This window comes from Trichococcus paludicola (assembly GCF_003052295.1).
In the GTDB taxonomy this organism is placed as follows: domain Bacteria; phylum Bacillota; class Bacilli; order Lactobacillales; family Aerococcaceae; genus Trichococcus; species Trichococcus paludicola.
Genome location: NZ_QBLC01000003.1, coordinates 24,274 through 36,878 on the forward strand (window position 1 = coordinate 24,274; position 12,605 = coordinate 36,878).

A 12,605-nucleotide genomic window follows, 5' to 3' on the forward strand; every position below is an offset into this window, starting at 1 on the left:
AAAGCACCAATATATGGTTTGAAAATAAAAAAAATTATCCTTATGAAAAGCTGTTCCATCAATGTTTTTGGATGGTTTTGAATGAAAGTTAATGTTTTTGAAGGAAAATGATTGCTTTATTCCCGTGTGGGTGGTATATTTTTGTTCGAGAGGTGATAGAAAGTGCTTACAGAAGAACGGCATAAAATCATTCTAGACACTTTAGCAAAAGACAATATCGTAAAACTGCAGGACCTAGTCGATCAGACGGGCAGTTCTGAATCCACAATCAGACGGGATTTGAGCACTCTAGAAGAGGCCGGCTTCCTGATCCGTGTACATGGCGGAGCAAAGAGGAACTACAGTGTTTCCGCTGAGGACAGGATGGAAGATAAAACATCCAAAAACGTTCAGGATAAACAACGGATCGCTGAAAAAGCAGCTCAATTGGTAAGCGATCAAGACATCATCTTTTTGGATGCCGGATCGACCACCTACGAAATGATTCCCTTCCTGAAAGGCAAGAGCATCCTCGTCGTCACCAATGGCGTCCCGCACGCCAGTTTATTATCGGATATACAAATCGAGACGATCCTTATAGGCGGCAAAATCAAGATGGAGACAAAAGCAGTCATCGGACCAGTCAGCCAAATGCAAATGAGGAATTACCGTTTCAGCAAAGCTTTTCTTGGCATCAACGGCATCGACAAGCAATATGGCTTCACGACGCCGGACACCGAAGAAGCGGCCATCAAGCGGATAGCCATTGAAAATGCAGCACAAAGCTATGTCGTTGCGGATGCTTCGAAGTTCAAACAAGTCAGTTTTGTGAAGGTCTGCGACATTGAGGATTGTGGCATCGTCAGCTACAATGTCCCGTCGGAAATCAAACGTAACCTGAAAGACAGTACAACTATTTGGGAGGCTGAATAATGATATATACAGTAACATTAAATCCATCCATCGATTACATCGTCCATTTGCCCGCTATCGAGTTGGGCGAAGTGAACCGTATCCAACAGGATTTCAAACTGCCGGGTGGCAAAGGCATCAACGTTTCCCGCATCCTGAACGAACTGGAAGTGGAAAATACCGCTTTAGGGTTCCTTGGAGGTTTCACCGGAAAATACATCGAAGACTGGTTGGAAGCGGAAAAAAGCAAAACGCATTTCACGCATGTGGAGGAAGCGACCCGCATCAACGTCAAGATCAAGTCAGGAATGGAGACTGAAATGAACGGTCCAGGCCCGAATATCGAGCCTGCAGTCGCAGAAGAATTCCTGAAACAATTCGATGCGCTTGATCCGGAAAACGACATCGTAGTCTTGGCGGGAAGCAAACCTGCAAGCTTGCCGGATGATTATTATCAGACCATCATCCGCAGATTGACGGACAAAGGCGTACCGTTCCTGATCGATACGACCGGGGAAGAACTGAAAAATGCGTTGCCTTACCATCCGTTATTGGTGAAACCGAACCACCACGAATTGGCGGAATTGTTCGATACCACTTTCGAAACGGATGAGGACATCCTGCCATACGGCAAGAAATTGCTTGAAGGGGGAGCGCAATACGCAATCATCTCAATGGCAGCTAAAGGAGCGATCCTTTTCACTCCGGAAGGTGTTTACCATGGTACAGTACCAAAAGGGGTACTTAAAAATTCAGTAGGGTCCGGAGATTCAATGATTGCCGGATTTGTCGGAACATACATGAAGACGCACGACCCGTTGGAAGCATTCAAAGTCAGTATCGCTTGCGGAAGCGCAACCGCTTTTGCCGACGATTTAGCCAAACGCGAAGAAATTGATACTCTAGTCAAACAAGTCACTATCAGTCAGCTATAGGGAGGAGAACTTATTAATATGAAAATCAATGATATCTTACTAAAAGAATTGATGGTTATGGATTTGCAAGCAACAACTAAAGAGGGCGTCATCGATGAAATGATCGCAGGTCTTTCCACTAATGGCATCATCAATGATGTTGCGGTTTACAAAGAGGGCATCATGAAGCGCGAGTCACAAACATCCACTGGTTTGGGCGACGGCATCGCAATGCCGCATGCCAAAAACAAAGCGGTCATCAAACCTGCAGTTGTTTTTGCAAAAAGTGCAGCAGGTGTGGACTATGCTTCATTGGACGGTCAACCAGCACATCTATTCTTCATGATTGCGGCTCCAGAAGGCGCAAATAATGTTCATTTGGAAGTTTTAGCGTCATTATCCCGTTTACTTATCAATCCTGATTTCACTGCATCATTGAAAAAAGCTCAGACTCCAGAAGAAGTTCAAGGTTTGTTTGCGGCAGCAGAAGCTAAGCGCGAAGCCAAAGAGCAAGCAGAAGCAGCAGCGAAAGCAGCTCCAGTAGCGGCAACCGAAACGAAGAGACCTTTCGTCATTGCAGTAACGGCTTGTCCTACAGGGATCGCACACACGTATATGGCTGAAGATTCATTGAAACTGATGGCTGAAAAAATGGGCGTCGATATCCGCGTTGAAACGAACGGCTCGGATGGCGTCAAGAACGCCTTGACAGCCGACGAAATCCGCCGTGCTGATGGCGTCATCGTGGCAGCTGACAAAAAAGTTGAAATGGCGCGTTTCAACGGTAAACACGTTCTTCAAAGACCGGTAAGCGACGGCATCAACAAAGCTGAAGAATTGATCACAAAAGCAATGCGTCAAGAAGCACCGATCCTGAATGTTGAAGGCGATACATTCTCATCCAGCTCAAGCGACGAAAATCCATCAATCATCGGAAGAATCTACAAAGATCTGATGAACGGTATTTCACACATGTTGCCGTTTGTTGTCGGTGGTGGTATCCTGATTGCGATTTCCTTCCTGTTCGAAACGTCATTCGGTGCTGACAGTACGTTGTTCATTTCCTTTATGGCAATTGGTGGAGCGGCATTCAGCTTCCTGATTCCGATTTTGGCCGGTTACATCGCAATGAGTATCGCAGATCGTCCAGGGTTGCTTCCAGGTATGGCGGGCGGTTACTTGGCTGTGCAAGCAAATGCCGGATTCTTGGGCGGTTTGATTGCTGGTTTCTTGGCAGGTTACATCATGGTTTATCTGAAGAAAGCCTTTAAAGGATTACCGCGGGCATTGGATGGCATGAAGACAATTCTCTTATACCCTGTGTTCGGTCTATTGATCACTGGTTTGTTGATGTATTTCTTGGTCGGTCCTGTCTTCTCCACAATCAATACAGCTATGATTACCTTCCTGGAAAACTTGGGTACTGGTAATGCTGTGCTGTTGGGTGCTGTTCTTGGCGGTATGATGGCAATCGATATGGGTGGTCCATTCAATAAAGCAGCTTATGCCTTCTCAATCGGTATCTTCACGGATACTGGCGATGGCAGCTTGATGGCCGCTGTAATGGCTGGTGGTATGATTCCTCCATTGGCAATCGGTATTGCAACCTTGATTTTCAAAAATAAATTTACAGATATCGAACAAAAATCTGGACTTTCCAACATCTTGTTGGGCCTTTCCTTCATCACTGAAGGTGCAATTCCATTCGCTGCAGCAGATCCGATGCGCGTTATCGGCTCATCTATCCTTGGTTCAGCGATTGCTGGTGGTTTGACGCAGCTATGGGCAGTTTCGATCCCTGCACCACATGGCGGCTTGTTCGTAATCACGTTGGCTAACCGTCCGTTGATGTTCTTGCTTGCTTTATTGATCGGAACAGCCGTTTCAGCGTTGACGTTGGGTCTGTGGAAAAAAACTAAGACACAAGAAGTCGCAAAATAAATTGAATCATGCATTGAGAGAACAGACTGGGCATCCCCCTAACTGTTCTCTCTTTTTTGCTGTTCCGAAAACAAGTCTAATAAATGAAAACGGTATGACAGATAAATGAGAATAATGTAAAAAAATGGGATGATTTTCATGGCAGATATGCTATAATGCATATTGTTAAATAAATGAAAATGTAGATATCAGTTCATGCATAAAAGCAACGGATATTGAAATCTGTATAAGGAGGTAAAAGCATGGCAGCAAAGGAATCAATCAAAAAAGTGGTTTTGGCTTACTCAGGTGGATTGGACACGTCAGTCATCATCCCTTGGTTAAAAGAAAATTACAACAACTGTGAAGTAATCGCCGTAGTAGGAGACGTAGGACAAGGTGATGACTACAGCCGATTGGAAGAAAAAGCGATCAACTGTGGCGCATCGAAATTGTATGTTGCAGACTTGAAGAAGGAATTCGTCGAAGAATTCATTTGGCCGACATTGCAAGCAGGCGCTAAGTACGAAGGACAATATTTATTGGGGACTTCTTTCGCCCGTCCGATCATTGCGAAAAGAATGGTAGAGATTGCGCATCTGGAAAATGCTGATGCGATCGTTCATGGAGCAACAGGGAAAGGGAACGACCAGGTCCGTTTTGAAGTCGGCATCAGAGAATTCGATCCGAACATCACGATCATCGCCCCTTGGAGAGAATGGGAACTGACTTCCAGAGAAGATGAATTTGCGTATGCTGCTGCACATAACGTGCCGCTTCCGATTACGTTGGAAACAAACTACTCAAAAGATAAAAACTTATGGCATCTATCGCATGAAGGCCTTGATCTGGAAATGACAGCCAACGAGCCTGATTACGATAAAATTCTGGAGATGTGCGTGACGCCTGAGAAAGCTCCGGACGAAGCGACCTATGTTACCCTGGAATTCAAAAAAGGCATACCGGTCAGCCTGAACGGTGAAGCTTTGGACGGCATCGCTCTGATCGAAAAATTGAATGTGATTGCAGGCGCGAACGGCGTCGGCATCATCGATATCGTGGAGAACCGCTTAGTCGGCATGAAATCAAGAGGCGTTTATGAAACGCCAGCTGGAACTGTGCTGTACCATGCCCACGATAAATTGGAACAGCTTTGCCTGGACAAAGACACGTTCCAATACAAACAATTGCTTGCCAACAAATATGCGGAGCTTGTATACAACGGATTGTGGTATACACCATTGCGCAAAGCATTGGCTGCATTTGTTGAGGAAACACAACAGAATGTCGAAGGTTTCGTGAAGATGAAGCTTTATAAAGGCAACATCACTGATGCTGGCGTTGTCAGCGCGAAATCATTGTACAGCGAAAGCTTCGCGACTTTCGAGAGCGACGATGTATACAACCATACTGATGCAGCCGGCTTTATCCGTCTGTTCGGATTACCTACATCCATCCGTGTCATGAAAGAGCAAGCTGAAGATCAAGCGACACATGAAGAATTGAAAGATCTTTTAAAATAAACAACCGGTATTAGTGTCTCTTGACAACTAGTCCGCTCTGGAACGCCCTCATCAGGCAATAACTCCTGATGAGGGCGTTCTTTTTCAGTTATTGGATGAAACCCTGGAGGATGACGCCGCAAGCAGGCCGTCATCCAAAAATGGAGGGATATTGCATTTCCAAACTTTGATATCCCAAAAGAATAAACTATGATAAAATGAATGCATTCATATTTAGCTAGTTTAAGGAGGAGGAGATTAAGCGTGAATCAAACAGGTGAATGGAACAAAGCCCGTAAAATTATCATCGGCATCATTGATGTGCTGTTGTTCATCGGATCATTGCTGTTATCTTTTTATTTAAAATTTGGAAGAAATATACCATTGATAAACTTCGATGCCTTTCAGGGCAGCATTGCCTACGTCTCAGTGATTTTCATCATCGTCAATATCCTGTTCGGTACGTACATATTTTATAACAAATCGATCAGTGATTTCTTATTCATCACGGTCATCGGACAATTCGTTCTTTCGTTGATCATCATGGCGCTGACTTTTGCCGGGCGATGGTTGGCATTCCCGCGATCGGTCATTCTGATCAACTTTTTTGTGGGAACAATCCTTTTGTTCCTGTTCCGCGTAATGGTTTTCAAAATGTATCAGAGCATGAGCGGAAGCAAACGGGTCATGATTGTCGGGATGGAAAAGGAAGTATTTGCGGCAGTCGACAACTTCACGAATACAAAAAGCATCCGCCATATGGTGACGCATGTCGTCCTGTCGGATTATTACGAAAATGTTTTGCGGCACCTAGAAGAGATTGATATCGTCTACTTAGCGAGCCAGATCGAAGAATCTGAAAAACTCAAGATATACGATCTGTTGACGAGCAAAGAGAAGAAGATGTTCTTGAATACCAGCTTTGAAAATCTGATCATGGTCAATCCGAACATGATGAACATCGAAGATGAAAGCATCATCGAGGTTTCCCCGTTCCGTATCTCGGCAGAAGATGGTCTTATGAAACGGATCATCGATATTGCAGTTGCGCTGATCGGTATCGTTATTACCTCGCCGATCATGGCAGTTACGGCTTTCTTGGTGAAGAAAAGTTCCGAAGGTCCCGTATTCTACAAGCAGACACGCATCACCAAAGACGGCAAGGAATTCGAAATTTTGAAGTTCCGCAGCATGGGTGTGACTGCTGAGAAAGATTCAGGCCCGGTTTTGGCAACAAGCAATGATATGCGCGTCACAAAAGTCGGCAAATATCTGCGCTCCCTGCGCATCGATGAGCTGCCGCAATTGTTCAATGTGTTGCTGGGCGATATGTCTTTGGTCGGCCCCCGGCCGGAACGTCCCTTCTTCGTTGATCAATTCAAGGAATTGAACCCGCATTATTACCTGCGCCACAACGTTCGTGCCGGTATTACCGGATATGCGCAAGTGTACGGGAAGTACGCCTCCGACTTCAACAGCAAGCTGAACTTCGATCTGATCTACATCAAGAAATATTCCTTGATACTGGATTTGAAGATCATGCTGCAAACGGTCAAGATCTTGTTCGATAAAGTATCATCCCGAGGTGTGGATGAAAGCGAACGAGCGATTCTGACCGAGCAAGAGATTGAAGCACGCGGCATCAGAGTCATTTATTAAAACGAAAAGTAAACCATCCTGCCGGGCGTTTTTCCGCCCACCAGGATGGTTTTTTGTTTACACAGAAATGCCGGTTGTGTTTGCGGGAATATAGGCTAATCACTATAATCAATCTGAAGGATTTTGGACAAAAAAGCGGAAATGTATGGGGAATTGCGTTACAATAGGTAAATAGAGCACTTCCTTCTGCAGTACCGTGACAGAATGCGGAGGCGTACGATCAAAGATGAAATGAGTGAGTTGGATGAGTTTTGATTATAACGATGATAGTTTAGCTTTGCATACTGATTTGTACCAAATTAACATGATGAAGACTTATTGGGATGAAGGCATTACCGAAAAACATGCAATTTTTGAACTGTACTTCCGGAAGTATCCTTTCAATAACGGCTATGCAGTCTATGCGGGGCTTGAGCGCTTCGTTTCCTACATTCAGAATTTACGCTTCACGGATACGGACATCGCCTATTTGCGGGAGCATGTCGGCTACGAGGAAGGTTTTTTGGAGTATCTGAAAAATTTCCGTTTCTCGGGCACGATCCGTTCCGCTTTGGAGGGGGACCTCGTCTTCGCGAATGAACCGATCGTCCAAGTGGAAGGTCCGTTGGCGGAATGCCAGTTGATCGAAACGGCCTTATTGAATGTCGTCAATTTCCAAACGCTGATAGCGACAAAAGCCGCACGTCTGCGCTACGTCTGCGATGATGAGCCATTGATGGAATTCGGTTCCAGAAGAGCACAGGAAATGGATGCCGCCATTTGGGGCACACGCGCAGCCTACATCGCGGGATTCAATGCCACGAGCAATGTCCGAGCTGCTAAACTGTTCGGCATTCCGGCTTCTGGTACTCATGCCCATTCGATGGTGCAAGTTTATCGAAATGATTACGATGCCTTCATGGCTTATGCGCGTTCCCACAAGGATTGCGTATTCCTGGTGGATACGTATGATACGTTGAAATCGGGCGTGCCGAATGCCATCAAAGTCGCGCGGGAAATGGGCGATAAGATAAACTTCAATGGCGTACGCATAGACAGCGGGGATATGGCCTACATTTCCAAAAAAGTCCGTCAGCAATTGGACGAGGCAGGCTTTACCGATGCGAAAATCTACGCATCGAACGACTTGGATGAATTGACCATCTTGAACTTGAAGATGCAAGGTGCAAAAATAGATGTCTGGGGTGTCGGCACCAAGCTGATCACCGCTTATGACCAACCCGCGCTTGGAGCGGTCTATAAATTAGTTTCTATAGCGGATGAGAGCGGCAAAATGGTGGACACGATGAAGATCTCCAGCAACGCCGAAAAAGTTTCCACACCCGGCAAGAAGCAAGTATGGCGAATCACCCGCAAGCGTGACGGCAAGTCGGAAGGGGACTACATTGCGCTTTGGGAAGAAAAGCCCGATCAAGAGGCGGAACTGTATATGTTCCATCCCGTCTTCACTTACATCAATAAGACCATCACTGACTTTGAGGCGCGTCCCGTGCTCCAGGACATCATCGTGGATGGTGAAGTGGTTTATGAATTGCCATCGCTCCAAGAAGTAAAAGCCTTCTCGGAAGCGCAGATGAGCGGTTTGTGGGATGAATACAAACGAATCCTGAATCCGGAAGACTATCCGGTCGACTTGTCACAGAAGACGTACGATCACAAGATGTCCACCATCAAAGCCATCAAGAAGCAAATCAAGGAAGAAGCGTCATTATTGGAAAGCACTAAATAACCAATCAAATCAATCAAGGGGGAATAGGTATGCGTCCACTACAAAAAGAGATTATTGCTGCATTAAGAGTGAAACCGGAAATCGATCCAAAAGAGGAAATCCGCATCAGCATCGATTTCATGAAAGATTATTTGGCGGCACACCCGTTTTTGAAGGCATTCGTTTTGGGCATCAGCGGAGGGCAGGACTCCACTTTGACGGGGCGGTTAGCCCAGCTGGCGATCCAGGAAATGCGTGACGAGACAGGCGACGACAGTTACCAATTCATCGCTGTCCGTCTTCCGTACGGCATTCAATTCGATGAGCACGATGCCCAGGCTGCACTTGCCTTCATTTCCCCTGACCAAAAATTGGTCGTCAACATCAAAGAAATGGCAGACGCTGCACTCGATGCGCTTGAAGAAGCCGGCCTCACCATCACCGACTTCAACAAAGGCAACATCAAGGCACGCCAACGCATGATCGTCCAGTTCGCGATAGCGGGCGACAGCAACGGGGCTGTTTTGGGTACTGACCATGCTGCAGAATCCGTGACCGGTTTCTTCACGAAATTCGGGGACGGCGCAGCCGACTTGTTGCCGATTTGGCGCTTGAACAAACGTCAAGGACGCCAATTGTTGAAAGATCTGGGCGCACCGACACAGCTCTACGAAAAAGTACCGACAGCGGACTTGGAGGAAGACCGGCCTGCTTTGCCTGATGAAGTGGCTTTGGGAGTGACGTACGAGATGATTGATGCTTATCTGGAAGGCAAGGAAATACCGGATAAGGAAGCAACAATCATCGAAGGCTGGTATACGAAGACCGAGCATAAACGCCACTTGCCGATCACGGTCTATGACAGTTTTTGGAAAGAAGCCTAATCTGTTCAGATAGTGGGGTTTTGCAGTGAAAATCAGCAAACAAAATAAAATGATGCAAGAAAATCAAAATCTGCAGTGCAAGAGTGGGGGGCACCTCCTGCTCCTGCACTGCTTCAGCTTGTTGGCGACCGCTTTCGTGGTCCATCTCTTTCTTCAATGGACCCAAAATGATCTGGATGCCGGACTGGTCGTGAATTTTGTATTTGCTTGGCATACCGAGAAGTTCCTGATCAGTACCGGCGTGTTAGTGACGCTTGGGCTATGGCTTTGGGCGCTGGTAGGGAATATCCGCTGGGCGAATGCATTGTTGTTGCTGTCGGGGGGAATCTTTGGGATGGCGACCTATGAGAAGATGCTGCAGCGCAACGAGCCCGTTTATCCGAGCGATTTGAAGATGCTGACGGAGGCCACCTTCCTTTTGGAAATGCTCAATGGACGGGCATTGGCGGTGCTTAGCCTTGTGTTCATCCTGTTTCTGGCATTCGTACTTTATTCCTTGCGTCAGGCCAAATCCAAGCAAATCGTGAAATTGGGATGGAAATCACGCGTGCTGCTGTTCGTTGCAACAAGTTTGGCACTCGGTTATGCAGGCCAGTTCCAGCAGGAAGGCAACCTGCTGAAGAAAGCCTATGACAGAACGGCGTATTGGATTCCATACAGCCAACAAATGAATTACTACAACACCGGATTTGTGGCCGGCTTCTTATACAATCTATCGGCAGCGCCGATGGAGATGCCGGCGGATTATTCACAGGAAAAAATCGATGAGTTGAAGGTAACCTATCAGCAATTTGCTGACGAAATCAACGCAGAAAGAACAGCTGTGTTGCCCGAAACGAATGTCATCTACATCATGAATGAAAGTTTTGCGGACCCGCTTGAGTTGGAAGGATTGGATCTGCAAAGTGATCCGATTCCGTTCACGCGAGCCTTGATGGATACAAGTTACAGCGGCGAGCTGTTGTCCCAAGGATATGGCGGCGGAACCGCCAATATCGAATTTGAGGCTTTGACAGGGTTCTCGATGGAGCCGTTCGCTGCGAACATCACGACGCCCTATACGCAGTTCCTGTCCACGCAAGATGACTTTCCATCCGTCGTGTCCCGTTTGGAAGAAGCCGGCTTCCGTACCACAGCGATCCATCCCTACAATACGACCATGTATAAGCGGTTGGAGAACTATGAGACTTTGGGATTCGATTCTTTTCTTTACGAGGACACGATGACGAATACGGAAAAGCTGGATACCAATCCGTACATTTCGGATGCAGCCGCGTACGCTGAAATAACGGCTATCCTGAAAGCCAGCGAGGAAAAAGATTTTATCCATTTGGTGACGATGCAGAACCATACGCCTTATCAAAATAAATACACGGTAACGCCATCTGCTGCTGAAACCGGCATTGCCAGCCAGACAATCCGGAACTATCTGCAGGATCTGCAGTACAGCGATCAAGCGTTGGCGGATCTGTTGGCAACTCTGCAGGAATGGGACGAGCCGACCGTCGTCGTGTTTTGGGGGGATCATTGGCCGAGCGTTTTCGGAGAGGATCTTTATGCGCTGAACACGATCCAGAATATGCATGAGACACCTATGTTCGTCTACAGCAACACGGAAGAGGCCCAAAAAGATTTGGGCGTCACCAGTCCCATCTATTTCTTCCCGGAAGTGCTGGAGTTGAGCGGCAGCCGCGTCACGGCTTTTGAAGCCTTGTTGATGGCGCTTCAGGAACAGGTGCCGGCTTTCGAAAAGACGCTGTATGTGAATGGCGATACCGGTGAGTATGTCTCGAGCCGAGAAGGACTTTCCGATCAGGCCAGAAGCCTGTTGGCGGATTATGATCTTATCCAGTACGACACGACCACCGGAAACCATTACGCAGAATCAAACGGTTTTTTCCAAATGAACGATTGAAACAGATTGCCGCAGGCTTGCGGCTTGTGTGAGAGTTGGATTTGCATGTAGGTCCGGAATCGCCTATGATTAAGGAAATACAGGGTGAAAGGAGGGGTCCGGTGAGTTTCTTTATACGTTTTATGCTGCTTTTCGGGGCGACGATACTGGCGAGTGTGCTGTTCACCTATCTTTTCCGTGCGGCAGCGAGACGGTTCCGCTGGACGGATAAGCCATCCGAAGCGAAAGTGCATGTCCAGGAAACGCCTACGATGGGAGGCGTGGCCATATTCGCGGCTTATTGGGGTGCCTTCTTCATTGGGGTCCCTCTGAGTAATCGTTCAGGGTTTGCAGGCATCATGTTTTTGAGCTCGTTGATCATCCTGATAACGGGAATCATCGATGACGCCTATGATCTGAGGCCTTGGCAGAAAATGATCGGCATCCTTACTGCGGCGAACGTGCTGTATTTTTTTACGGGCATCAAAATAGACAGCCTGACGCTGGATTATTTCGGAACAATCGAATTCCATGAAGCGGGTTACTTGGTGATGATGCTTTGGATTGTGGTCATCACGAATGCGGTGAATCTGATGGACGGGCTGGATGGCTTGGCGACGGGAACTTCAATCATTTCCCTCTCGACGATGGGCTTCGTCAGCTATTTCTTCACCGATTATATGGATGTCGCCACCGTCGTCATGATTTTCCTTTTGGTTGCAAGTTTGTTGGGTTTTTTGCCTTTCAACTTCTACCCATCCTCCATTTTCCTTGGGGATACGGGGTCGCTGTTCGTAGGGTTTATGATCGCGGTGTTGTCCTTGTACGGCCTGAAACATGCCACCTTCGTATCGCTCCTGATACCGGTAGCCATTCTCGGGGTTCCGTTGACGGACACGATTGCCGCTGTCCTTCGCCGGACTTTGCACAAGCGTTCCATCAGCGCAAAGGATAAAAGCCACCTGCACCACCGTTTGCTGCGGCTGGGCTTTACGCACCGCCAGACCGTTTTGGTCATTTATGCTTTGGCGATCATCTTCTCCTTGACGGCCATCCTGTTCCCGATTTCTTCTTTCTGGGGAACGGTAGTTTTGGTAGTCGGTCTGATTTTCGGCGTGATGCTCTTCATCGCTTCCTTCAATTTGTTGGACAGCAACCGCTCCAAGTTGCGCAAGACATTGTATCGCCTTTTGAAGGAAAAGGACGACAAAAACAAATGAACAAGCCATGAAA

General features: G+C 47.1%; 9 protein-coding genes. All 9 read left to right on the forward strand.

Features of this window, described 5'->3' with window-relative positions; all coding sequences use genetic code 11:
- Positions 1 to 162: 162 nt before the first annotated feature.
- The 9 genes from C7R56_RS04965 (at position 163) to C7R56_RS05005 (ending at position 12,592) form a co-directional block, all read left to right on the forward strand.
- Positions 163 to 912: a DeoR/GlpR family DNA-binding transcription regulator gene (locus C7R56_RS04965; RefSeq protein ID WP_107995483.1), complete on the forward strand. Its 750-nt coding sequence runs from the start codon at positions 163 to 165 to the stop codon at positions 910 to 912.
- Entirely contained in the window at positions 912 to 1,826 is a 915-nt protein-coding gene (gene pfkB / locus C7R56_RS04970) for a 1-phosphofructokinase (RefSeq protein WP_107995484.1), read from the forward strand. The genes C7R56_RS04965 and pfkB overlap by 1 nt, the downstream gene beginning before the upstream one ends.
- An 18-nt stretch (positions 1,827 to 1,844) precedes the next feature.
- A complete protein-coding gene (locus C7R56_RS04975) occupies positions 1,845 to 3,746 on the forward strand; it encodes a PTS fructose transporter subunit IIABC (RefSeq protein WP_107995485.1) in 1,902 nt (633 codons plus the stop codon).
- 242 nt (positions 3,747 to 3,988) lie between these two features.
- Entirely contained in the window at positions 3,989 to 5,248 is a 1,260-nt protein-coding gene (locus C7R56_RS04980) for an argininosuccinate synthase (protein WP_107995486.1), read from the forward strand.
- Positions 5,249 to 5,449: 201 nt separating this feature from the next.
- The gene (locus C7R56_RS04985) at positions 5,450 to 6,886 is read left to right on the forward strand and encodes a sugar transferase (protein WP_107995487.1); all 1,437 of its coding nucleotides are present in this window, start codon (positions 5,450 to 5,452) and stop codon (positions 6,884 to 6,886) included.
- Positions 6,887 to 7,130: 244 nt separating this feature from the next.
- On the forward strand, positions 7,131 to 8,615 hold the full coding sequence (locus C7R56_RS04990) for a nicotinate phosphoribosyltransferase (RefSeq protein WP_107995488.1): 1,485 nt from the start codon (positions 7,131 to 7,133) through the stop codon (positions 8,613 to 8,615).
- 29 nt (positions 8,616 to 8,644) lie between these two features.
- Positions 8,645 to 9,478 (forward strand): ammonia-dependent NAD(+) synthetase, encoded by an 834-nt coding sequence (gene nadE / locus C7R56_RS04995; protein ID WP_107995489.1) that lies wholly within the window; start codon positions 8,645 to 8,647, stop codon positions 9,476 to 9,478.
- A gap of 25 nt (positions 9,479 to 9,503) precedes the next feature.
- A complete protein-coding gene (locus C7R56_RS05000) occupies positions 9,504 to 11,393 on the forward strand; it encodes an LTA synthase family protein (protein ID WP_107995490.1) in 1,890 nt (629 codons plus the stop codon).
- Between the two features lie 101 nt (positions 11,394 to 11,494).
- Entirely contained in the window at positions 11,495 to 12,592 is a 1,098-nt protein-coding gene (locus tag C7R56_RS05005; RefSeq protein WP_234402584.1) for a glycosyltransferase family 4 protein, read from the forward strand.
- The last annotated feature ends 13 nt before the right edge of the window (positions 12,593 to 12,605 follow it).